At 75.8% G+C, this 22,706-nt stretch carries 23 protein-coding genes; 18 read left to right on the top strand and 5 right to left on the bottom strand.

Going from position 1 to position 22,706, the window contains the following annotated elements; genetic code table 11:
- The first annotated feature begins 333 nt into the window (after positions 1–333).
- From WCD58_RS17810 to WCD58_RS17730, 17 genes are all read left to right on the top strand, one after another.
- Positions 334–1,179: a redox-sensing transcriptional repressor Rex gene (locus WCD58_RS17810; protein WP_337704392.1), complete on the top strand. Its 846-nt coding sequence runs from the start codon at positions 334–336 to the stop codon at positions 1,177–1,179.
- Positions 1,176–2,570 (top strand): glutamyl-tRNA reductase, encoded by a 1,395-nt coding sequence (locus WCD58_RS17805; RefSeq protein ID WP_337704391.1) that lies wholly within the window; start codon positions 1,176–1,178, stop codon positions 2,568–2,570. Before WCD58_RS17810 ends, WCD58_RS17805 begins: the two co-directional genes overlap by 4 nt.
- Positions 2,567–3,586: a hydroxymethylbilane synthase gene (gene hemC, locus WCD58_RS17800; RefSeq protein WP_337704390.1), complete on the top strand. Its 1,020-nt coding sequence runs from the start codon at positions 2,567–2,569 to the stop codon at positions 3,584–3,586. Before WCD58_RS17805 ends, hemC begins: the two co-directional genes overlap by 4 nt.
- Positions 3,587–3,609: 23 nt before the next feature.
- Positions 3,610–5,256, top strand: a complete 1,647-nt coding sequence (locus WCD58_RS17795; protein ID WP_337704389.1) for a uroporphyrinogen-III synthase — start codon at positions 3,610–3,612, stop codon at positions 5,254–5,256.
- A 35-nt stretch (positions 5,257–5,291) separates the two neighbouring features.
- Complete coding sequence (gene hemB / locus WCD58_RS17790) at positions 5,292–6,266, top strand: porphobilinogen synthase (protein ID WP_337704388.1); 975 nt, start codon at positions 5,292–5,294, stop codon at positions 6,264–6,266.
- The gene (locus tag WCD58_RS17785; protein ID WP_337704387.1) at positions 6,263–6,703 is read left to right on the top strand and encodes a hypothetical protein; all 441 of its coding nucleotides are present in this window, start codon (positions 6,263–6,265) and stop codon (positions 6,701–6,703) included. Before hemB ends, WCD58_RS17785 begins: the two co-directional genes overlap by 4 nt.
- Positions 6,700–7,152 (top strand): transport-regulating membrane protein Mce1N, encoded by a 453-nt coding sequence (mce1N, locus tag WCD58_RS17780; RefSeq protein ID WP_337704386.1) that lies wholly within the window; start codon positions 6,700–6,702, stop codon positions 7,150–7,152. The genes WCD58_RS17785 and mce1N overlap by 4 nt, the downstream gene beginning before the upstream one ends.
- Entirely contained in the window at positions 7,149–7,493 is a 345-nt protein-coding gene (locus WCD58_RS17775) for a hypothetical protein (protein ID WP_337704385.1), read from the top strand. The genes mce1N and WCD58_RS17775 overlap by 4 nt, the downstream gene beginning before the upstream one ends.
- Positions 7,494–7,572: 79 nt before the next feature.
- Positions 7,573–9,582 (top strand): serine/threonine-protein kinase, encoded by a 2,010-nt coding sequence (locus WCD58_RS17770; RefSeq protein ID WP_337704384.1) that lies wholly within the window; start codon positions 7,573–7,575, stop codon positions 9,580–9,582.
- Between the two features lie 60 nt (positions 9,583–9,642).
- On the top strand, positions 9,643–10,959 hold the full coding sequence (gene hemL, locus WCD58_RS17765; RefSeq protein ID WP_337704597.1) for a glutamate-1-semialdehyde 2,1-aminomutase: 1,317 nt from the start codon (positions 9,643–9,645) through the stop codon (positions 10,957–10,959).
- Between the two features lie 2 nt (positions 10,960–10,961).
- Entirely contained in the window at positions 10,962–11,588 is a 627-nt protein-coding gene (locus WCD58_RS17760; protein ID WP_337704596.1) for a histidine phosphatase family protein, read from the top strand.
- Between the two features lies 1 nt (position 11,589).
- Positions 11,590–12,165, top strand: coding sequence for a TlpA family protein disulfide reductase (locus tag WCD58_RS17755; protein WP_337704383.1), 576 nt, complete (start codon positions 11,590–11,592; stop codon positions 12,163–12,165).
- Positions 12,166–12,230: 65 nt separating this feature from the next.
- The gene (locus WCD58_RS17750) at positions 12,231–12,629 is read left to right on the top strand and encodes a zinc ribbon domain-containing protein (protein ID WP_337704382.1); all 399 of its coding nucleotides are present in this window, start codon (positions 12,231–12,233) and stop codon (positions 12,627–12,629) included.
- 543 nt (positions 12,630–13,172) lie between these two features.
- The gene (locus WCD58_RS17745; RefSeq protein ID WP_337704381.1) at positions 13,173–14,012 is read left to right on the top strand and encodes a cytochrome c biogenesis CcdA family protein; all 840 of its coding nucleotides are present in this window, start codon (positions 13,173–13,175) and stop codon (positions 14,010–14,012) included.
- A gap of 32 nt (positions 14,013–14,044) precedes the next feature.
- On the top strand, positions 14,045–15,772 hold the full coding sequence (gene resB, locus WCD58_RS17740) for a cytochrome c biogenesis protein ResB (protein ID WP_337704380.1): 1,728 nt from the start codon (positions 14,045–14,047) through the stop codon (positions 15,770–15,772).
- The gene (ccsB, locus tag WCD58_RS17735) at positions 15,762–16,778 is read left to right on the top strand and encodes a c-type cytochrome biogenesis protein CcsB (protein WP_337704379.1); all 1,017 of its coding nucleotides are present in this window, start codon (positions 15,762–15,764) and stop codon (positions 16,776–16,778) included. The genes resB and ccsB overlap by 11 nt, the downstream gene beginning before the upstream one ends.
- 80 nt (positions 16,779–16,858) lie before the next feature.
- Complete coding sequence (locus tag WCD58_RS17730) at positions 16,859–18,223, top strand: MinD/ParA family ATP-binding protein (protein ID WP_337704378.1); 1,365 nt, start codon at positions 16,859–16,861, stop codon at positions 18,221–18,223.
- A 16-nt stretch (positions 18,224–18,239) separates the two neighbouring features.
- Here WCD58_RS17730 and WCD58_RS17725 read toward each other — a convergent pair whose 3' ends face one another.
- Positions 18,240–18,500 (bottom strand): hypothetical protein, encoded by a 261-nt coding sequence (locus tag WCD58_RS17725; RefSeq protein ID WP_337704377.1) that lies wholly within the window; start codon positions 18,498–18,500, stop codon positions 18,240–18,242.
- 251 nt (positions 18,501–18,751) lie between these two features.
- Positions 18,752–18,955: a BldC family transcriptional regulator gene (locus tag WCD58_RS17720; RefSeq protein ID WP_337704376.1), complete on the bottom strand. Its 204-nt coding sequence runs from the start codon at positions 18,953–18,955 to the stop codon at positions 18,752–18,754.
- Positions 18,956–19,185: 230 nt separating this feature from the next.
- Here WCD58_RS17720 and WCD58_RS17715 point away from each other — a divergent pair, with 230 nt between their 5' ends.
- Positions 19,186–19,530, top strand: a complete 345-nt coding sequence (locus WCD58_RS17715) for a DUF4229 domain-containing protein (protein WP_337704375.1) — start codon at positions 19,186–19,188, stop codon at positions 19,528–19,530.
- Between the two features lie 77 nt (positions 19,531–19,607).
- Here WCD58_RS17715 and WCD58_RS17710 read toward each other — a convergent pair whose 3' ends face one another.
- The 3 genes from WCD58_RS17710 to WCD58_RS17700 form a co-directional block, all read right to left on the bottom strand.
- On the bottom strand, positions 19,608–20,480 hold the full coding sequence (locus WCD58_RS17710; protein ID WP_337704374.1) for a 1,4-dihydroxy-2-naphthoate polyprenyltransferase: 873 nt from the start codon (positions 20,478–20,480) through the stop codon (positions 19,608–19,610).
- Positions 20,481–20,504: 24 nt separating this feature from the next.
- Positions 20,505–21,770, bottom strand: coding sequence for a DUF8814 domain-containing protein (locus WCD58_RS17705; RefSeq protein WP_337704373.1), 1,266 nt, complete (start codon positions 21,768–21,770; stop codon positions 20,505–20,507).
- A 271-nt stretch (positions 21,771–22,041) separates the two neighbouring features.
- Positions 22,042–22,686 carry a DUF998 domain-containing protein gene (locus WCD58_RS17700; protein ID WP_337704372.1) on the bottom strand — a complete coding sequence of 215 codons (645 nt, stop codon included), beginning with the start codon at positions 22,684–22,686 and terminating at the stop codon, positions 22,042–22,044.
- Positions 22,687–22,706 lie beyond the last annotated feature (20 nt).

Raw genomic sequence — 22,706 nt, 5'->3', positions numbered from 1 at the left:
TGGCGACGCTCACGACGGGCCTGGAGCAGGCGTTCCACGCCCGGATCGGGCAGACTGGAGGTCTCCGCCGGTCGGCACGACGCCTGCACGACACGGCGCGATCCGCGTCGGTGCGGCGGGTGGGCACGGTCCGGTCGAGGCCCGGTCCACCCCGCGGCCGGGCGGGTCGCGGCGATTTTGTGCGTGCGTTCACGAGCGCTAGCGTTGTCTCCAGAAGAGAACGCGTCCGGGCGCCGTGAGGTGCCGGCCGCCGGATGCGGATCCGCGTGACGGGCGCGGGCCGCCGGTCGCGGACCGCGGCACGCAGCGAGGCACGACAGGAGGCGCCCGGAAGTGACGGTCGATCGTGGCACCCGGCCTGCCCGCCGCCCGGTGCCCACGACCCGGACGCCCGGGGACGACCTGGCGCCGGTCGACGTTCCCGAGGGTCCCGACGGCTCCGAGAGCTCCGACAGCACCGAGAGCTCCGACGGGGACACGGACACCGCGTCCCGCCCGGTGCCGGAGGCGACCGTGGCCCGGCTGGCCGTCTACCTCCGCGTGCTCACCACCCTGCTGGCCGAGGGCCGCGGCACCGTGTCCAGCGAGGAGCTGGCGGCGGCCGCCGGGGTGAACTCGGCGAAGCTGCGCAAGGACCTCTCGCTCATCGGCTCGTCCGGGGTGCGCGGGGTCGGGTACGACGTGTCCCGGCTGGTCGCGGAGGTCGAGGCCACCCTGGGGCTGACCCGTCCGCACGCGGTCGCCCTGGTCGGGGTCGGCAACCTCGGCCACGCCCTCGCCGGCTACGGCGGCTTCGCCGCGCGCGGCTTCCCCGTCGCGGCGCTCTTCGACGTCGACCCCGCGCTGGTCGGCACCACCGTCGACGGCGTCGAGGTCGAGCACGCCGACACCATCCCGCGCGTGTGCGCCGAGCGCGGCGTCACCATCGGCGTGGTCGCGACGCCCGCGTCCGCCGCCCAGACCGTCTGCGACCACCTCGTGGCCGCGGGCGTGCGCAGCATCCTCAACTTCGCGCCCACCGTGCTGGCGGTGCCGGCGGGGGTCGAGGTGCGCAAGGTCGACCTGGCGGTGGAGATGCAGGTGCTGTCGTTCCACGTCGCCCGGCGGCACGGCACCGTCCCGGCCGCCGGTCCCACAGCCACCCCGCGACAGACCCCGCGAGAGGCGGTCTCCCGATGAGCCTGCTCCTGGTCGGCGTCTCGCACCGCACCGCCGAGGTGCCGGTGCTCGAGCGCGTCGCCGTGTCCGGAGACGACACCCGCAAGGTCCTCGACGACCTGCTGACCGGCGATCACGTCACCGAGGCGATGCTCGTCTCCACGTGCAACCGCGTCGAGATCTACGCGGTGGTCGAAACCTTCCACGGCGGCCTCACCGAGGTGTCCTCGGTGCTCGCCCGCCACGCCCACGCCGAGGTCTCCGACCTCACCGACCACCTCTACGTCCACTACGCCGGCTCGGCGGTGGAGCACCTCTTCTCCGTGGCCGCCGGGCTCGACTCGATGGTCGTCGGCGAGGCGCAGATCCTCGGCCAGCTCCGCGCCGCCTACGGCGAGGCCCGCGAGCTCGGGTCGGCCGGCCGCGTGCTGCACGAGCTCGCCCAGCAGGCGCTGCGCGTCGGCAAGCGCGCCCACGCCGAGACCGGCATCGACGCCGCCGGCGCCTCGGTCGTCTCCGAGGCCCTCGCCGACGCGGAGGCCGCGCTCGGTGGGCCGGGCGCGCTGGCCGGGCGCCGCGCGCTCGTCGTCGGCGCCGGGTCGATGGGCGCGCTGTCCACCGCGCACCTGCGCCGCGCGGGGGTCGACGACCTCGTGCTCGCCAACCGCTCCGAGGAGAACGCCGAGCGCCTCGCCGTCGCCCTGCGCACCGAGGGCGCGACGGCCCGCGCGGTCGGCCTCTCCGACACCCGCGCGCTGCGCGCCGAGATCGCCGCCGCCGACGTCGTCGTCGCCTGCACGGGCGCGATCGGCACGGTCGTCGGCGAGGAGGAGGTCCGCGCCGCGCTGGCGATGCGCGACGCCGCCGCCCCGCCGCTGGTGATCTGTGACCTCGGGCTGCCCCGCGACGTCGACCCCCGCGTCGGCGCGCTCCCGGGCGTCACCGTCGTCGACCTCGCCGCCCTGGGCGAGCGCCTGCGCTCCGCGAGCGCCGGGCGCGCCGTCGAGGAGGCGCGCGGGGTCGTCGCCGAGGAGGTGCGCGGCTACTTCGCCGCCCAGCGCACCGCCGAGGTCACGCCCACCGTCACCGCGCTGCGCCGCCGGGCCGCCGAGGTCGTCGACGCCGAGCTGCTCCGGCTCGACGGGCGCCTGCCCGACCTCGACGAGCACGCCCGCGACGAGGTCGCCCAGACCGTGCGCCGCGTGGTCGACAAGCTGCTGCACACGCCGACCGTGCAGGTCAAGCGCCTCGCCCAGTCCCCGGGCGGCGACACCTACGCCGAGGCGCTGCGCGAGCTGTTCGAGCTCGACCCGCAGACGCCCGCGGTGCTCGCCGAGACCACGGCGAGCGTCGAGCCGGGCGACGGCATGGACCAGGCGCTGTCGGTCGACACCCGGCGGGGCCGGCGATGACGGCCACCGCCGACGTGGCGCCCCTGACGGGCGAGGGTGCCCGCACGATCCGCATCGGGACCCGCGCGAGCCTGCTCGCCCGCACCCAGACCGACATCGTCGCCTCCGCGCTCACCGCGGCGGGCGCCACCGTCGAGGTCGTCACGATCTCCACCGACGGCGACCGCAGCCAGGCCGCGGGCACCCCGATCGCGCAGACCGGGGTCGGCGTGTTCGTGACCGCCCTGCGCGACGCCGTGCTCGCCGGCGAGATCGACGTCGCGGTGCACTCCTTCAAGGATCTGCCCACGGCCCCGGTGCCGGGGCTCTCCCTCGCGGCCGTCCCGGCGCGCGAGGACCCCCGCGACGCGCTCGTGGCCCGCGACGGCATGGTGCTCGGCGAACTGCCGCCGGGCGCCGTGGTCGGCACCGGGTCGCCGCGGCGCATCGCGCAGATCGCCGCGCTCGGGCTGGGGCTCGAGCTCGTGCCGATCCGCGGCAACGTCGACACCCGGATCGGCAAGGTGGCCCGCGGCGAGCTCGACGCCGTGGTGCTCGCCCGCGCCGGTCTCGCCCGCCTGGGCCGTGTCGGCGAGGCCACCGAGGTGCTCGATCCGCTGCAGGTGCTGCCCGCCCCCGCGCAGGGGGCGCTCGCCTGCGAGTGCCGGACCGAGGACGCTCCCCTCGAGCACTTCCTGCGCTCGACCCTGCACGACGAGTCCGTCGCGGTGGCGGTCTCCGCCGAGCGCGCCGTGCTCGGCGGGCTGGGGTCACCCTGCGGCGCCCCCGTCGGGGCGCTCGCCGAGGTCGTCGAGGACCTCGACGACGACGGACACGTCGTCGAACGGCTGTCGCTGCGCGCGGTGGCCGCCACGGCGGAGGGCGCGCTGGTGCGCGGCTCCGCCACCGGAGAGACCGAGGACGCCGAGCGGATCGGCCGGGAGCTGGCCGAGGAACTGCTCGCCGACGGGGCGGAGCCGAAGGGGCTCGCGGGGTCGGAGACACCGCAGCAGGACCAGCCCCCGCCCGCCTCCTGAACACCACGATGGGATCGGAAGACATGACAGCACCCTCGACGACCGCCGGCCGGGTCGCCTTCGTCGGCAGCGGGCCCGGTGACCCCGGTCTGCTGACCGTCCGGGCCCGCGACGCCCTCGCCGCCGCCACGCTGGTCGTGGCCGATCGCGGCGTGCCCGCGGACGTCCTCGCGCTGCTGCCCTCCTCGGTGACCGTGCGCCCGGTCGGGCACGCCGGCGACGACCCCGCGGCCGGCGGCCCCGCCACCGACGCCGTCGTGGCGCCGGGCTTCGCGGCCGACGACCCGACCTCCACCGGCGAGGGCCCCGCCCCCGCCGACCCCGCGACGCTCGCCGAGACGGTGGTCGGGGCGGCCCGGGGCGGCGAGTCGGTGGTGCGCCTGGTCATCGGCGACCCGCTGGTCCGCCCGGACGTCGTCACCGAGGTCCGCGCCGTCGCGGCGGCCGCCGTGCCGTTCGACGTCGTGCCGGGCATGCCCGCCGACACCGCGGTGCCGACCTACGCCGGCGTCGCGCTCGGCCCGGCCCACACCTCGGTCGACCTCACCGCCGGCGAGGCCGTCGACTACGCCGCCCTGGCCGTCGCGCCGGGCCCGCTGGTGCTGCAGGCCACCGCCGCGGAGCTCGCGGGCGCGTCGGCGCAGCTCGTGGAGAACGGCTGGAAGCCCGGCACCCCGGCCCTGGTCACCACGGCCGGCACCGGCTCGCGCCAGCGCACCGTGGAGACGAGCCTCGACAAGCTCGCCACCGACGGCGCCGAGCTCGAGGGCACGCTGGTCGTCACCCTCGGCGACGCGGTCACCGACCGCTCCACGCTGTCCTGGTGGGAGTCGCGCGCGCTCTACGGCTGGCGCGTGCTCGTGCCGCGCACCAAGGACCAGGCCGGCGCCATGAGCGACCGCCTGCGCGTGCACGGCGCGGTGCCCGAGGAGGTGCCGACCATCGCGGTCGAGCCCCCGCGCAGCCCGGCGCAGATGGAGCGCGCGGTCAAGGGCCTCGTCGACGGCCGCTACCAGTGGGTCGTGTTCACCTCGGCCAACGCCGTGCGCGCCGTGTGGGAGAAGTTCGGCGAGTTCGGCCTCGACGCCCGCGCGTTCTCCGGCGTGAAGATCGCCTGCGTCGGCGAGGCGACGGCCGAGACCGTGCGCGCCTTCGGCGTCCACCCCGAGCTCGTGCCGTCCGAGGAGACCGAGCAGTCCTCCGAGGGCCTGCTCGACGTCTTCCCGCCGCACGACGACGTGCTCGACCCGGTCGACCGGGTGCTGCTCCCACGCGCCGACATCGCCACCGAGACCCTCGCCGAGGGCCTCCAGGCGCGCGGCTGGGAGATCGACGACATCACCGCGTACCGCACGGTGCGGGCGGCGCCGCCGCCCGCGCCGGTGCGCGAGGCGATCAAGACCGGCGGGTTCGACGCGGTCTGCTTCACGTCGTCGTCGACGGTGCGCAACCTCGTCGGGATCGCGGGCAAGCCGCACGCCCGCACGATCGTCGCCTGCATCGGCCCGAAGACCGCGGAGACGGCCGTCGAGTTCGGGCTGCGCGTCGACGTCAAGCCGGACACCGCCGACGTCCCGTCGTTGGTCGAGGCGCTCGCGTCGCACGCCAACAAGCTGCGGGCCGAGGGCGCGCTGCCCCCGCCGCGCAAGACGAAGGCCCGCAAGCGCTAATTTGGGGCCGACAGGCTCCTGAAGGACGAAGGCCCATGTTTCCCACCGATCGTCCGCGCCGCCTCCGGGCGAACCCCGGCATCCGCCGCCTCGTCGCCGAGACCGACGTGCGTCCGCGGCACCTGATCCTGCCGGTGTTCGTGGCCGAGGGCCTCGACGCGCCGAAGCCGATCACGTCGATGCCGGGGGTCGTCCAGCACACCCGCGAGTCGCTGCGCAAGGCCGCCGCGGAGGCGGCGGCGGCGGGCGTCGGCGGGATCATGCTGTTCGGCGTGCCCGCGCGGCGCGACGCGGTGGGCTCCGGGGCGACCGACCCGCAGGGGATCCTCAACGTCGCGCTCGCGGACGTCCGGGCCGAGGTCGGCGACGCGCTGCCGGTCATGGCCGACACGTGCCTCGACGAGTTCACCGACCACGGGCACTGCGGGGTCCTCGACGCGCACGGCGCGGTCGACAACGACGCGACGCTGCCGATCTACGGCGAGATGGCGGTCGCGCAGGCCCGCGCCGGCGCCCACGTCGTCGCGCCCAGCGGGATGATGGACGGCCAGGTCGGCGTCATCCGGGCTGCGCTCGACGAGGCGGGGTTCCGCGACACCGCGATCCTCGCCTACTCCGCCAAGTACGCGAGCGCCTTCTACGGGCCGTTCCGCGAGGCCGTCGACTCCCAGCTCCAGGGCGACCGGCGGACCTACCAGCAGGACCCGGCCAACGCCCGCGAGGCGGCCCGCGAGGCGGCGCTCGACCTCGACGAGGGCGCCGACATGGTGATGGTCAAGCCGGCCATGGCCTACCTCGACGTGCTGCGCCGGGTCGCCGACAGCGCCGACGTCCCGGTCGCCGCGTACCAGGTGTCCGGGGAGTACGCGATGATCTCGGCAGCGGTCGAGCGCGGGTGGCTCGACCGCGAGCGCACGATCCTCGAGTCGCTGACGGGCATCCGCCGCGCCGGCGCCGACCTCGTCCTCACCTACTGGGCCACCGAGGCCACCGCCTGGCTGGACCGGTGACCGTGCCCGACCGTGCGCCCGTCGACCCCGTCGCGGTCACCCCGCCCGAGGAGGAGCCGGGGCGTCCGGGGATCGTCACGGCCGCGGTCGTGGTCTGGACGGTGCTCGGCGTCCTCATGGTCGGGACGGCCGTGCTCTTCGCGGTGGGCCTGGTGTTCGGCACGCTCGACCCCACCACTGAGCCGATCGCCGTGGTCGCCGCGATGATCGTGCTCGCCGCGGCGGGCGTCGGCACGGTCGTGGGGGCGCGCCGGCTGCGCGACCACTCGCGCGCGGCGTGGATCGGCCTCACGGTGCTCGGCGCCGTGCTGGGGGTCGTCGGCCTGGTGCAGGTGACGTTCCTCGGTGTCGGCGGGGTGTGGTTCGTCGCGTTCGCGGCCGGGGCGGTGCTGCTGCACCTGCCCGCGGCGCGGGCGTGGTTCGGCCGGTCCGCATGACCGAGCCCGACGTTCTCTTCGAGGAGTCGGGCACGCGGCCCTGGGTGCTGCTGTTCGGCCCGGTGCTCGCCGCGGCGGGGATCGGGCTCGAGAGCCTCGCGCCCGGCGGGGCGTCGCTGCCGCTGTGGGTCGGCGTGGGCCTGCTGGTCTTCCTCTACACGCTGCTGCTCGTGCGCACCCGGCGGCGCTACCTGCGGGTGCGCCTGACCCGGACGACGCTCGAGCAGGGCACCACGAGCCTGCCGATGTCGCACGTGACCTCGCTGCGCCCGGTGGACGAGGAGCACCACGGCCTGCGGGTGCTCGGCGACGGGCCGGTCGTGCCGCGCCGGCTGCAGCCGGTGGTCCTGCGCCTCACCGACGGCACCCGCGCGGTGGCGTGGGCGCGCGACGGTGCCGGGCTGCGCGCGGCGCTCGAGGACCTGCTGCGCGCGCGGGCGGCGTCGTGAGGCGCCCGGTGGTGCTCGTCGTGGTCGCGGGGGTGCTCGCCGTCGCGGCGGTCGTGCTGCTCCTCGCCGGGGTCGAGGTGCGCGAGACGACGGGCGGCCTGCTCGTCACCCCGATCCGCCAGCTGCACCTGGTCGGCGGCTACCTCGTCGCCGGGACGGCGGCCGCCGTCGCCGCGGTGCTCGCGGGCCTCGCCGCCCGGCCGGCGCGACGACGGAACGACGACGACGCCGCCGCCGCCGCGGAGGAGCCGCCCACGGAGAGCGCCGAGGCGCCTCCCCCGTCCGGGGAGCCCGACCCGGCGGCCGTCTCGCTGACGCCGGGATCCGACCGCACGTCGTGATCGACTGAGGCTGCCCGGTCCCTCTATCCTCCGTCCGGGCGCCGGGACGACGACCGTCCGCCCGACCCGGGGAGGGCGGATGACGGACACCTTCGGGCCCTACCGGCTGGAGGGGCGTCTCGGGCGGGGCGGGATGGGCGAGGTGTACCGCGCCTACGACACGCGTCGCGACCGGGAGGTCGCCCTCAAGCGCCTGACGCCGGACCTCGCCGACGACCCGGAGATCCGCGAGCGCTTCGAGCGCGAGTGCCGCACCGCCGCCCGCCTGTCGTCGCCGCACGTCATCCCGATCCACGACTTCGGGGTGATCGACGGGCGGCTCTTCCTCGACATGCGCATCGTCGAGGGCCGCGACCTCGCCCGCGTGCTCGCCGAGGAGGGCCCGCTCGACCCGGGCCGCGCGGTGGGGATCGTCGAGCAGGTCGCCGACGCGCTCGACGACGCCCACGCCCACGACCTCGTGCACCGCGACGTCAAGCCCGGCAACGTGCTCGTGAGCTCGGGGCGCGGGCCGGACTTCGTGCACCTCGTCGACTTCGGGATCGTCCGGCTCGCGAGCTCGGGGACGCGCGGGCGCAACCTCACCGGGACCGGGACCACGCTGGGGACGCTGGCCTACATGGCGCCCGAGCAGTTCGAGGGCGCCGCCGTCGACCGCCGCGCCGACGTCTACGCGCTCGCCGTCGTGCTCTACGAGTGCCTCGTCGGGCGCCCGCCGTTCGACGGCGACATGCCCGCGATGCTCCACCAGCACATGGCCGTGCCGCCCGCCCCGCCGTCGTCGCGACGCCCCGGGCTGCCGCCGGCGCTGGACGCCGTCCTCCTGCGCGGCCTGGCCAAGCGCCCCGCCGACCGGTACGCGGAGGCCGGCCTGCTCGCCGACGCCGCCCGCGCCGCCCTCGAGGGGAGCGGGCCGGTGCCCGCCGCGCCGGCCGGCGGGCCGGAGCACCACCGCGAGACGTGGGTGGGGCCCGCGGGGTACCCGCCCCCGCAGCCGGCGCCCTACGCGCCGGCCGGGCAGGTGCGCTGGGACAGCGGGCCGCACGGCGCGTCCGGGGGCTGGTCGCCGCCGGGCGCCCCGCCGGGGACCTGGAACGGGTGGGGCGCGCCCAGCTCGCCCGGACAGCCCGGACAGCCCGCCGCCCCGCCCTCCCGGCGCCCCGGGCGCACGATCGCGGTGGTCGCGGGCGTCCTCGTCCTCGTCGCCGCGCTGATCGTCACGGTGGTGCTGGTGGCGGGCGGCGGCGGGTCGTCGGGGCCGGCGGCGGTCGCCGTCGGCCCCCCGGCGTCGCTGGCGCAGATGTTCCCGCAGACGGTGTCGGGCGGGTGCGCGCCCGGCGACCTGACGGCGTACCGGATCAGCACCAGCGGCGCGCAGCCGATCGAGGCGCTGCAGTGCGCGGGCCCCGGCGACGTGGCGATCGCGTACGCCCGCTGGAACACCGCGGCCGACGCCACGGAACGGGTCGCCTCCTACACCGGCTCGCCGTCGGTGACCGGGGAGCGCGAGTGGCAGTTCGGGACCGTGCCCCAGGGCCCGTACTGGCAGACCGTCAGCGCCGGCTCGTGCACGAGCCTCGCGGCCTACACCGGGTTCGCCGTGAACGTGCAGCTCTACGCCCCGGCCGACCGGTGCGCGGACGTGACCGCGGCCTTCGGCACCGCCGGCCTGCCCAGCGGCGACCAGCTGCGGGCCGTCGAGCGGGTGCTCCCGGGGGCTGTCGGTCCCGGCTGCCGGCCGGCGACGCCGGCGGCGGGCACCTCGGGGATCGTGCCGGTCCAGGCGTACGGCTGCGGCGGGACCGAGGGCACCTCGGTGACGTGGACGCGGTGGAACGGCGCGGTCGACGTGGCCACCGAGGTGAACGCCCGCGGCTCGCGGACCGGGGAGACGGTGACCTCCTGGAACGCCCCCGCCGGGCCGCGCCAGGGCCCCTACCTGCGGGCCGAGGACGGCGGCACCTGCCGCGCGCTGCTGGGCTACGACGCGGCGCCGTACGCCGCCGAGGTCGTCGGGCCCGACTGCGACGTCGTCGACCGCACGGTCGCCGGCCTGCGGCCGCCGCCGGGGGAGAGCCTGCCGACCTGATCCCGGGCACGGCGACGTCACCCGCCTGCTGGGACACTGGCGTCCGTGACCAGTACAGCGATGACGGGCTCCGGCACGTCGAGCGTCGGCCACAGCGCCGACCTCTTCGCGCGCGCCGAGCAGGTGGTCCCGGGCGGGGTGAACTCCCCGGTCCGCGCGTTCCGGTCGGTCGGCGGCACGCCGCGGTTCATGGTGTCCGGCGCCGGGCCGTACCTCACCGACGCCGACGGGAACCGCTACGTCGACCTGGTCAGCTCCTGGGGGCCGATGATCCTCGGGCACGCGCACCCGGCCGTCGTCGAGGCCGTGCGCGAGGCCGCGACCCGCGGCCTGTCGTTCGGCACGCCGAGCACCGGCGAGGTCGAGCTCGCCGAGGAGATCGTCCGGCGTGTGGAGCCCGTCGAGCAGGTGCGCCTGGTCAACTCCGGCACCGAGGCGACGATGAGCGCGGTGCGCCTCGCGCGCGGGTTCACCGGCCGCAGCGTCGTGGTCAAGTTCGCCGGCTGCTACCACGGTCACGTCGACGCGCTGCTCGCCGAGGCGGGCTCCGGGGTCGCGACGTTCGGGCTGCCGTCCACCCCGGGCGTCACCGGGGCCCAGGCGACCGACACCGTCGTGCTGCCCTACAACGACCTCGACGCCGTCGCCCAGGTCTTCGCCGAGCGCGGCCCGGAGATCGCGTGCGTGATCACCGAGGCGGCCGCCGGCAACATGGGCGCGGTCGCCCCCGACGACGGCTTCAACGCCGGCCTCAAGCGACTCTGCCAGGCCCACGGCGCGCTGCTGGTGATCGACGAGGTGATGACGGGCTTCCGCGTCTCGGCCGCCGGCTGGTACGGCCTCGAGGGCGTGGCCGGCGACCTCTACTGCTTCGGCAAGGTCATGTCCGGCGGCCTGCCCGCGGCGGCGTTCGGGGGCCGCGCGGACGTGATGGCCCACCTCGCGCCGGCCGGGCCGGTCTACCAGGCGGGCACGCTGGCCGGGAACCCCGTCGCGACGGCCGCGGGCCTGACGACGCTGCGCCACGCGACGCCCGAGGTCTACACCGCGCTCGACGCGAACGCCGACCGTCTGCACCGGCTCGTATCCGACGCGCTCGCCGAGGCCGGCGTCGTCCACACCATGCAGCGGGCCGGCTCGCTGGTCTCGGTGCGCTTCGCCGAGGGCGTCGGGCGGGACTACGAGGACATGCGCGCCGCCGAGACCTGGCGCTTCCCGCCGTTCTTCCACGCGCTGCTCGACCGCGGCGTGTACTGGCCGCCGAGCGTGTTCGAGGCGTGCTTCGTGTCCGCGGCGATGGACGACGAGGCGTTCTCGGTGATCGCCGAGGCGCTGCCCCACGCGGCGCGCGCGGCGGCGACGGCGGAGGCTCCGTGACGATCCGGACCACCGTCCACCTGGTGCGCCACGGCGAGGTGCACAACCCCGAGAAGATCCTCTACGGGCGCCTGCCCGGCTACGGGCTCTCGGACACCGGCCGCGAGCAGGCCAAGCGGGTCGCGCTGCACCTCGCCGGCGCCGACGTCACCGCGCTGTTCGTCTCGCCGATGCAGCGCGCGCAGGAGACCGCGGAGCCGGTGGCCGCCGCGCTCGGGCTGGAGCCCGTCACCGAGGACCGGCTCATCGAGGCCGCGAACGCGTTCGAGGGCAAGCACGTCTCGGTCGGCGACGGGGCGCTGCGCCAGCCCGAGTTCTGGCCGCTGCTGCGCAACCCGTTCCGCCCGTCGTGGGGCGAGCCGTACCTCGAGATCGCCCACCGCATGCTCGGCGCGGCCCACCGGGCGCGCGCGGCGGCCGCCGGCCACGAGGCCGTGTGCGTCTCGCACCAGCTGCCGATCTGGACGCTGCGGCGCTTCCTGGCCGGCCAGCGGCTGTGGCACAACCCCACGCACCGGCAGTGCTCGCTGGGTTCGGTGACGAGCTTCGTCTTCGACGACGAGAGCCTCGTCGACATCGCCTACGCCGAGCCCGGCGGCACCTCCGACCCGACGGCGACCGGGGCCTGAGGTGCGCGCGCTGCTGCTCGCGCTGGCGGGCCTGCTGCTGGTGGCGGGGTGCTCGTCGGGGGCGTCCGAGGGCGAGTTCGTCTTCAACGGCACCGGCGGGCGCACCACCGTCGTCTACGACCCGCCCGAGAGTCGTGGCTCGCTGACCCCGATCAGCGGCGAGAGCCTGCTCGAGCAGGGCCGGACCATCTCCACCGACGACTGGCGCGGCCAGGTGGTCGTGCTCAACGTGTGGGGCTCGTGGTGCGGCCCGTGCCGGGGCGAGGCGGACGCGCTCGACCAGGTCGCGTCGGCCTCCGCGCCGCGCGGGGTGCAGTTCCTCGGGATCGACGTGCGCGACCAGCGCGACGCCGCCGCCGACTTCGTGCGCGACCGCGGCGTGGTCTACCCGTCGATCTACGACCCGCCGGGACGCTCCCTGCTCGCGCTGCGCGGCTACCCGCGCAACGCGGTGCCGTCGACGATCGTGCTCGACCGCCAGCACCGCGTGGCGGCGGTCTTCCTCACCGCGATCCTCGCCGAGGACCTCCAGCCCGTGGTCGATCGGATCGCGGCGGAGCCGGCCCCCTCCAGCTGACCCGGTGCCACCCGGCCGCCCGATCTGATTAGCTCGGCGACAGGAACGCTCCCCGGGGGTAGGCATTGATCGTCTTCGGCACCCGCCGCACCGTCACGCAGCTCGCGTTGGTCGTGCTGACCTGCGCGAACTGTCACCGACCCGCCGCGAACGCGATCATCAAGGCGGTCACGAAGTTCACGCTGTTCTTCATCCCGCTCTTCCCGGTCCGGGTCCGCCACGCCACGCAGTGCACGGCGTGCGGATTCCTGATGTGGGTCGACGAGGCGCAGGCCGAGCAGCTCGCGCAGGGTCCGGCCGCGCCGCCCGCGGGCCCGCCGCCGATGCCGGGGCAGTACCAGCCGTACCAGCCCTACCCGGCCTCTCCGCACCAGGGCGCGGCGCCGGGGATGCCCGGCACCGCGCCCTGGACGGCGCCACAGCAGGGCGGCGCCAACGGGAACGGTCACGCCTCGCAGCACTGACCGTCCCGCGCGGCGCGCTCAGCCGCTGCGGCGCGCGGCGAAGTCCGTGCGGGTCCGCACGGGCTTCGTCTGCTCCCTCGTGCCTGCCTGCCGGGGCGCCGCGGGCTGACCGCCCGTCCCGGCCGACCGGCCTCTGGCGGCGGCGCGGCGCTGGGCGCGGTTGGCCGGCGGGGGTGTGGGATCGGTGGTGCGCATAGGGGACCTCCTGGGGATGCGGACGGGACGCCGCCGCGACACCCGGGGTGCGAAGGCACCGCGCCGGGCGGCGTGAAGGGGCAGCGGGGTCGGACGCGGGACGCGGGGTCCCGGCGTCCTCAGGAGTCGATGTCCACGGCGGGCACGCTAGGACGCCGTCCTGGAGCGCGCGAGCGAATTACCGTGCGGCGTCCGGAGATCAGGAGCGACGTCATCCCCGCGACGGCGCCGCTGGGGTGCACGAGGACGCCCGTGATCTTCCGACGCCGGGTCTTCTACGACACATCGTCGGAGATCGGTCCCCGTGCTCACGCGCGCCCGACCCGTGGGTCCTACCCTGGACCCGCCATGAACCTGACCGAGGTGGCCACGTCCGGCCCCGTCCTGCTCGCCGTGCTGCTGTCGGTGGCGGCGGGAGTGGTCAGCTTCGCGTCGCCCTGCGTGGTGCCGCTGGTGCCGGGCTACCTCGCCTACCTGGCCGGGCTCGTCGGCGCCGACGCCCCGGCCGTCACCGAGGACGAGGTCCGCGCCCAGGAGGCCGAGCGCCGCGCGGCGGTCACCGGCGAGCTCCCCGTCGCGACCGCGACCCGACGCAGGCTCCGGCGCTTCCGCGTCGCCGGGGCCGCGGGGCTGTTCGTCCTCGGTTTCACCGTGGTGTTCGTGCTCGGCCTCGGGTCGGTCGTGTGGCTCGCCGACGCGCTGCTCGCCAACGAGGCGCTCCTGCAGCGCGTCGGGGGCGTCGTCACCGTCGCCATGGGCCTGGTCTTCCTCGGCCTCGTCCCCGCATTGCAGCGCGACACCCGCCCGCACTGGGTGCCGCGCACCGGCCTCGTCGGCGCCCCGCTGCTCGGCGCGACCTTCGGGCTCGGGTGGACGCCGTGCCTCGGGCCGACGCTCGCCGGGGTCGTCGCCCTTGCCAGCGGCACCGACGCCGGGTCGGCCGGGGTCCGGGGCTTCGTCCTGCTGCTCGCCTACTGCCTCGGGCTGGGCGTGCCGTTCGTGCTCATCGCCCTCGGCGCCGGCCGCGCGGTCCGGGCCCAGGCCTGGCTGCGGACCAACAGCCGCCGCATCCAGGTCGTCGGCGGCGTCGCGCTCGTCGTCGTCGGGCTGCTGCTCGCCACCGGCCTCTGGGCCGAGATCGTCGCCCTGCTGCGCGGCCCCGTCGCCGGCTTCACCACCCCCCTCTGAGCCCCCTCCAAGCCCCCTGTAGGCCCCAGAAGATGACCTCCACGCTGCAGGCGCCACCCGGCGACGCCGGCCCGCCGCCGTCGCGCCCGAGCCGCCTGCGGCAGGCGCTCGCGCTCGCCCGCAACACCTGGCGCGGGCTGACCAGCATGCGCACGGCGCTGATCCTGCTGTTCCTGCTCGCGGTCGCGTCGCTGCCCGGCGCGCTGCTGCCCCAGCGCACGCCGAGCCCCAACGCCGTCGACGACTACCTCACCCAGAACCCCACCCTCGGTCCGTTCTTCGACGACCTCGGGCTCTTCGACGTCTTCGCGACCCCGTGGTTCGCGGCGATCTACCTGCTGCTGTTCGTCTCGCTCATCGGCTGCCTGGTGCCGCGGTCGTTCGAGCACGTCAGGGGCCTGCGCGCCGAGCCGGTCTCGGTGCCGCGCAACCTCGCCCGCCTGCCCCACCACGCGCGGAGCACGTCCGACGACGACCCCGACGCCGTCGTCGAGTCCGCGCGCCGGCGCCTGCGCGGCTGGAAGGTCGCGGTGCGCTCCGAGCCGGGCGGCGTGCGCACGCTTTCCGCGGAGAAGGGCGCGCTGCGCGAGGTCGGCAACCTGGTGTTCCACCTCAGCCTCGTCGCGCTGCTCGGCGGGATCGCCGCGGGCAAGCTCTTCGGCTACGAGGGCCAGGTCATCGTCATGGCCGACGGCAACGAGTTCTGCAACTCCGGCATCTACGCCTACGACTCCTTCCGCCCCGGCCTGCAGGTCGACGGCACCGGGCTCGACCCCTTCTGCATGATCGTCGACGACTTCCGGGCCACCTTCCGCCCCGACGGCCAGCCCGACTCGTTCGACGCGAGCGTCCGCTACCAGGACACCGACGCCGTCGAGCGCGGCGACCAGAGCTGGCAGCCGCACGACCTCGCCGTCAACGACCCGCTGCGCGTCGACGGCGAGCGGGTCTACCTGCTCGGGCACGGCTACGCCCCGCGGTTCACGGTGACGTTCCCGAACGGTGAGCAGCGCGTCGGGCTGATCCAGTGGCGCCCCGTCGACCAGGCCACGCTGCTCTCCGAGGGCGCCACCAAGATCGACCCGCCGGGGATCACCGACGAGTCGCAGCGCCGCCGGTCCCAGCTCGCGATCACCGGGCTGTTCGCGCCCACCTCGTCCGGCGGCGGGCTCGTCACCTCGACGTTCCCGGCACTGAACGACCCCGAGGCCGCGATCGACGTTATGCGCGGCGACCTCGGCCTCGACTCGGGCCGCGCCCAGTCGATCTTCGAGATCGACCAGACCATGGTCGAGCAGGGCCGGCTGGTCCGCGTGGCCCGCGAGAACGTCAAGCCGGGCGGCGAGATCGCCCTCGACGACGGCACCCGCATCCGCTTCGACGGCGTCGAGAACTGGGTGTCCCTGCAGGTGTCGCACGACCCCGCGCAGACCGCCGTGCTCATCGCGGCGATCGCCCTGCTCGGGGGCCTGACCCTCTCGCTGACCGTGCGGCGGCGCCGGTTCTGGGTGCGCGCGGGCCCCGCCCAGCCGTCTACGACAGGAGGTCGTACGGTGGTGAGCCTCGGTGGGCTCGCCCGGACCGACCGGGCGGGCTACGGCGAGGAGTTCGGGCGGATCGCCGCGGAGCTGGCCCCGCCCCACCCCGACGCCGGCGAGACGGGGCGGGAGCGCCCGGACCCGGACGTCCCGGCGGAACCCCCGGCCGACACCGACGAGCACGACGAGCAGGACGAACGGGAGGACGACGATGGTCGTTGACGCAGAGCTGGGCCAGTTCGGCGACCTGCTGTTCAACTCCGCGCTCGCGATCTACGTGTTCGCCATGATCATGCACGCCGTGGAGCACGCGCTGCTGCGGCGGACGGGGTCGGAGGACGAGGAGCAGGCCCGCGTGCCGGTGGCCGTCGGGACCGCCCGCGCCGAGGAGGCCGGGCTCTCGGGCGAGGGGGCGGCGGTCGCCGCGGACCTCGACGCCCGTGACGCCGAGCCGCCGGCCCGCCGCCCGCGCAGCAGGGCCGAGCGCTTCGGCCGCACCGGCGTCTCGCTGACCGTCCTCGGCGCCGCCCTGCACCTCGCGATGCTCGTGGTCCGCGGGTTCGCCGCCCAGCGCGTGCCGTGGGGCAACATGTACGAGTTCACCGCGGCGATCTGCCTGGTCGCGGTGGTGGCCTGGCTCGTGGTGCTGCGCCGCCGGCCCGAGCTGCGCCGGCTCGGCGCGTTCGTGCTGCTGCCCGTGGTCATCCTGATGTTCCTCGCCGGCACGGTGCTCTACACGCAGACCGCGCCGGTGGTGCCCGCGCTGCGCTCGTACTGGCTCGCGATCCACGTCTCCGCCGCCGTGATCGCCTCGGGCATCCTGCTGCTCGCCGGCGTCGCGAGCGTGCTCTACCTGCTGCGCCGGGTGCACGAGAACGACCCGTCGAAGCTGACCTGGACCTCGCGCCTGCCCTCCGCCGACGTCCTCGACCGCGTCGCCTACCGCGCCACCGCGATCGCCTTCCCGATCTGGACGTTCGCGGTGATCACCGGCGCGATCTGGGCCGAGGCGGCGTGGGGCCGGTACTGGGGCTGGGACCCCAAGGAGACGACGGCGTTCATCGCCTGGATCGTCTACGCCTGCTACCTGCACGCCCGCTCGACCGCCGGCTGGCGGGGCCCCCGCGCCGCGACGATCAACGTCGTCGGGTTCGCCGTCATGGTCTTCAACCTGTTCTTCATCAACCTGGTCGTCACCGGGCTGCACTCGTACGCCGGCGTCGGCTGACTGATCCAGTTCGGATCGCCGGAGGATCTCCCGACGGGATACGGTGCGTCGCGCGCCAGCGACGAGGGAGGACCGTGGGGATGGATTCCGGGGACGACACCGGCGCCGAGCGTGAGGCGGGGGACGCGGCTCCGCGCAGCCCGGCCGCGCAGGGCGGTCCGTCGCGCGACCCCGCCCCCGGTGCGTCCGAGCCCTCGGGTGCCGCGGGGCAGGCCGACCCCGCACCGCCGGCCGGCGCGGCCGAGCCGCCCGGCGTGGCGAGCCCGCCGGACTCCCCGGACACCACCCGCCGCGTCGACACCGCCGAGGCCGCCCGCGGCGACGCCGCCCAGCCCCGGCACCCCGGCTTCGACCCGCGCGTCGGCGCCGCCCCGACGGGCCGGGTGCCCGGGCCGCCCGCGGGCGCGGCACCGGCCGACCGCGCACCCGTCTCGGGCCGCTTCACCACCCCGGGTCGCGGCGCGGGCGTCCCCCCGGCCGGCCCGAACGGGCCCGCCAGCTACGACCTGTCGTCCGCCCAGCTCCTGCGGCCGAGCAAGCGCCCACCGCAGACGGGCTGGCGGCGCGCGCTCTTCGTCGGCTCCGGCGGGCTGATCAACCCCGGTGAGAGCCTCGGTGACGCCGCCCGCCGCGAGCTGATCGCGCGGGTCAACCAGCCGCTCCACGGCTGCTACAAGATCGCGATGCTGAGCCTCAAGGGCGGCGTCGGCAAGACCACGATGACCACGACGCTCGGCTCGACGTTCGCGTCCCTGCGCGGCGACCGCGTGATCGCCGTCGACGCCAACCCGGACCGGGGCACGCTCAGCCAGAAGATCCCGCTCGAGACCACGGCCACCGTGCGCCACCTGCTGCGCGACGCCAACCGCGTGCGGCGCTACTCCGACGTGCGCGCCTACACCTCGCAGGGCCCGTCACGCCTGGAGATCCTCGCGAGCGAGCAGGACCCGGCGGTGTCCGAGGCGTTCAGCGAGGTCGACTACCGGCGCACGGTCACGCTGCTCGAGCACTTCTACAACGTCGTGCTCACCGACTGCGGCACCGGTCTCATGCACTCGGCGATGAAGGGCGTCCTCGACGTCGCGGATTCGCTGCTGATCGTCTCGTCGGCGTCGATCGACGGGGCCCGCAGCGCCTCGGCGACGCTCGACTGGCTCGACGCGCACGGCTACCGCGACCTCGTGTCGCGTTCGGTGGCCGTCATCAACTACGTGCGGCGCAGCTCCGGCAACGTCGACCTCGACCGCGTCTCCGACCACTTCGCGGCCCGCTGCCGCGCCGTGGTGCGCCTGCCGTTCGACCCGCACCTCGAGGAGGGCGCGGAGATCGAGCTGGACAAGCTCGCGTCGCGCACCCGTGCCGCGCTGCTGGAGCTCGCCGCCACGGTGGCCGACGACTTCGGGCGCGCCGGGTCGCGCGTACGCCGCCCGGTCCTGCCGCGGTGAGAGGCGCCGGGAAGCGCTAGGCGGAGGGCGGGTCCTCGCGCTGGATCTTCTCGTCGAGCGAGCGGAGGAACTCGGGGTCGTCGTCCGGGGCCACCGGGCGGCGGGGGCGCTGGGGGCGCCGCGGAGCCTGCTGCCGGGTGGGGCCCGTGGGGGCGTCCTCGACCATGCCACCGGGGCCGCCGTCGTGGCCGGCCTGCGCCGCCTGGGCGGCCATCACCTTCCACAGCAACGTCCCCACGACGACCAGGACCAGCACGGCCACGAGGAACGGGATCACTCGGACGCCTCCAGCATCTCGACGTCTCCGGTCTGCGGGATCCGCGGACCGGGCATCGCCCACGCTACCGGTCGGAAGGAAAGTCCGCGTGGCGTGCGGGAGGTAGCGGTCGCGTGACGGTCGGGTGCTCGGGACGAGCGGATGACGCCGTCACGGGGGGTGCCGGAGAGCTCCCCGGACGGCGTAGCGCGCAGCGTCCGGAGAACCGTCGGTGACCGGCGGCCGGACGGCCGCCGGTCACCCGGCATCGACTAGTGGTGCGCCTCACTGGTGAGGCCGTCGAGCAGCGTGCGGACCTCGGACTCGCGGAAGCGGCGGTGCCCGCCCGGCGTGCGGATGGAGCCGATGCGGCCGGCGGACGCCCAACGGGTCACGGTCTTGGGGTCGACGCGGAACATCGCGGCGACCTCGCCCGGGGTCATGAGCCGCTCGTTGGCCTCGTGAGTGATGGTCATGTTCACTCCACCTTCCCTATCCCTCACACAAACCTGGCCCGCACCGTCCGCGGCGGCCGAGGGGCCGCCGGCAGGCGGAGCGGACGTAACGCAGCGAATCGTGACACCGGACCCCGTACGTACTCGAACGCTTGTATCCAGGTAAAGGGACCATAAAGGGCGAAACAGGACGTTGTGGGCGCCTGGCACGACCCCGCACGGGCCGGCGCGACGGTGCCTACCCTGGGGGTGTGCGCAGCAACGAGACCGCCGGGGACACCACCACGACCCCGGCGCCCGCGACCGGGACACCGGGCGGCGTGGCCCTCGCCGTCGTGCTCTACGTCGGCGCGCGGCTGCTGGTCGTTGCCGTGATCGCGGGTGCCCTCGTGGCCGTCGGCCTCCCGCTGCTCGTGGCGCTGCTCATCGCGATCGTCGTGGCCCTGCCGCTCTCGCTCGTGCTCTTCCGCAGCCTGCGCACCCGCCTGAACGCCGAGGTGGAGGCGGCGACGGCCTCCCGCCGCGAACGCCGCGAGCGCCTGCGGGCGGAACTGCGCGGGGACGTCGACGCGGACGGCGGCCCGCCCGCCGCGTAAAGGGGTCGCCATCCGCGGCGAGGGGCACGGTCGGCAGCGCCCGCGCCGCGCAGGCCTGCGCGGCGTGCCTCTCGGGTCTACGTCAGCGCCAGGCCCAGCGCCGTCGCCGCCGACCACACCAGCAGGCCCAGCGCGGTGTCGCGCAGCACGGGGATGAGCTGCGGGCCCGTCGAGCCGGCGAGCACCCGCCGCAGGCCGGGGCCGAGCAGGAGGAGCGCGAGCAGGCCCGCGAGCGCGCCCCAGGCGCGCAGGCTCAGCACGAGCGTCATGCCGAGCGGCACCACGACGAGGGCGGCGTAGAGCACGCGGGTGTCGCGGTCGCCGAGGACGACGGCGAGCGTGCGCTTGCCCGTGTCGAGGTCGGACGGGATGTCGCGCAGGTTGTTGGCGACGAGCACCGCGCACGCGAGGAGCCCGACGCCGACCGACGCGCCGATGCCGAGACCGCTCGCGCGACCCGTCTGGGTGAACTCGGTGCCGAGCACGGCGACGGGGCCGAAGAACACGAACACCGCGACCTCGCCGAGCCCGCGGTAGCCGTAGGGGCGCGAGCCGCCGGTGTAGAACCACGCGCCCAGCAGGCACACCGCGCCGACGACGATCAGCCACCAGTGCCCGCTGTAGAGCGAGAGCGCGATCCCCGCGACGGCACCCAGCCCCAGGCACAGGAACGCCGCCTGGCGCACCTTGTACGGCTGCGCCACCCCCGAGCCGACGAGGCGCAACGGGCCGACGCGGTCGTCGTCGGTGCCGCGCACGCCGTCGGAGTAGTCGTTGGCGTAGTTGACGCCGATCACGAGCGACACCGAGACGATCAGCGCCAGCACCGCCGCCACCGGGTCGAACCCGACGACGCCCGCGGCCGCCCCGGAACCCGCGAGCACCGGCGCGATCGCCGTCGGCAGCGTGCGGGGCCGGGCACCCTCCACCCATTGCGCGACGGTCGCCACGAACGGCGAGCCTAGTGGCCCCCGCTACGTGCAGGGAGGCACGGGCGGCGCGCCCTGGATCCACGCCGCCGGGACGTAGCGGTCCGGGCGGGTGCGCAGCCACAGGTTGCTCGTGCCCTGGCTGCCCTGCTCGGTGCTGCCGGCGACCTGGCACTGGACCTCGACCTGGGCGCCGTCGCCGACCACCCCGCTGTCCGCAGCCGTCGCGTTCGCGCCGGCGCGCTCGACGACCGGCCCCGCGCCGCCCGTGATGGCGCGCCCCAGCGCCGCGGAGCGGGCGGTCCACAGGTAGTCGACGGTGACGAACGCGTTCTCGTTGAGCCCGAGGCCGTAGAACGTGCCGTCGGCGAGGTCGATGCCGGCCGGGTTCTTGACCTGGCGGCCGAACCCGTCGCGCCCGCCGTTGTGCTTGTTCTCGTACGCGGCCTGGGCCTGCGGGCGGCCCTGCGGCAGGTCCTTCCACTGCTCACGCTGGTCCGGCGGGTTCCAGTAGTCGTCCTTGGTGTTCCACGGGCCGACGTCCCAGATCGGGACGGTGGCGCAGCGGCCGGCGTCGGTGCAGACGCGCACGCTGTAGTCGCCCTTGCCGTTGGGCGAGAGCGCCCGCCGCGAGGGGAGGGCGGCGAACTGGTCGTTGGCGACGATCTTGTGCCCGTTGGCGGTGGTGCCGCCGACGAGGCCCTCGCGGGTGGCGAACACCCGGTAGCTGGCGCGCGGGGCGATGGTGCGGGCGTCGGTCGGCACCTGGTCGGCGCGGACCTCGAGGCTGCGCACCACCGGGCCCGTCCCGCCGGCCGGGGCGATGAGCGCGAGTCGCGCGGCCACGGTGCGGGTGGGCTCGGGGAGGATCGCCGGCGCCCCGGGTGCGGCCGGGATCCACTCCGTCCACTGCCCGTCGGGGCCCTGCCCGCGGACGTCCACGGCGACCTGCGTGCCGGGCGGGACGTCGCCGGTGGTGGGCGCCTCGATCCGGTTCACCGGCGTCGCGAACTGGTGGGAGCCGAGGTCGAGCAGGCCCTGGCGCTCGGCGCCGCGCAGCGCGGCCGGCCCGGTCTCGGTGCCGTCGCGGGCGGTGCTCAGCCGCGCGGTGCCCTCGGTGATCTCGACACCGGTCGTCATGCCGGCCAGCGGCGGGGCCCAGCGCTGCGGGCCCTCCGCGTCGGCCCCGACCGCGCCGTCGCGCGGCACCGGCTCGGAGGTGCCGGGGCCGGCGGGTGGGACGGGGTCGGCCGCGGCGAGGGGTGCGGTCACGGTGAGGGTCAGGGCCGTCGTCAGGACGCCGGCGGCCACGACGAGTCCGGTCCGTCGTCTCCGCGGCGCCCCGACCCGGCCCGGCGAGGCGGCGGTTCGGGTCTGATCGGTGCGCACGCCTCATGGAACGGCGCGACCGGGCGCGAGGATGACGAGGCGCGCGCGAGATCCACTCGATGGCTCGTCATCCGGTCGAGCGTTTCGCCACCCGTTCGGCGCGGCGGCTCGACGGCGGCGCGTGCGTGGTGCAGACGAGCGAGACCCCCGGGGCTCCTGTGGGTGAGCACCCGGGGGTCGCGTCGCGCGGGGATCAGACGCCGCGGCGCAGGCGGAGCGCGACCACCGCGATCCAGACCATGGCGGCGACGGCGCCGACCGCGAGGGTCAGCGTGCCGGCGACACCGCCGGTCATCGCCCAGCCCCAGCCGACCACCAGCGCCAGGCCGGCGGTCCGCGAGACGACGGCCAGGTCGCGGCGCCCGCCGCGGGTGAAGTGGCGGCCGAGCACGAGGCACGCGGCGATCAGCGTCGTGAAGGAGAGCGTCCCGGCGACCATGTGGCCGAGGGCGTGCCAGGACATCGTCGTCACGCCCGTCGGCGCCCCGACGGGGAAGCCGTTGCCCGGGTCCATGACGAGGACGCCGGCGGCCGCGAGCCCCACGCCGGCGGCGGCGACGAGGCGCGGCACCCAGACCCCGCCGGGAGTGCCGCGCAGCGCGGTCCGCAGCCCGCCGGCCCCGACGACCACCAGGAGGCCCGCGACGACGAAGTTCGTGATCTGCAGCCACCCGAGGTCGCCGGTGGACAGCTGGCTCAGCGGGTGGACCAGGATGTCGAACCCCTCGCGGGTGGCGGCCTGGGCGATCGACACGACGCTCCAGCCGGCGAGCCCGAGGGCCAGGAGACCGAGGCGGGTGGCGGTGGTGCGGGTGGGGGTGGCGGTGATCGTGCTCATCTCGGGTGCCTCCTCGGCGG

It is taken from the genome of Actinomycetospora flava, assembly GCF_037400335.1.
Taxonomy (GTDB): Bacteria; Actinomycetota; Actinomycetes; order Mycobacteriales; family Pseudonocardiaceae; genus Actinomycetospora; species Actinomycetospora flava.
This window is presented reverse-complemented; position numbering and strand designations above follow the sequence as displayed.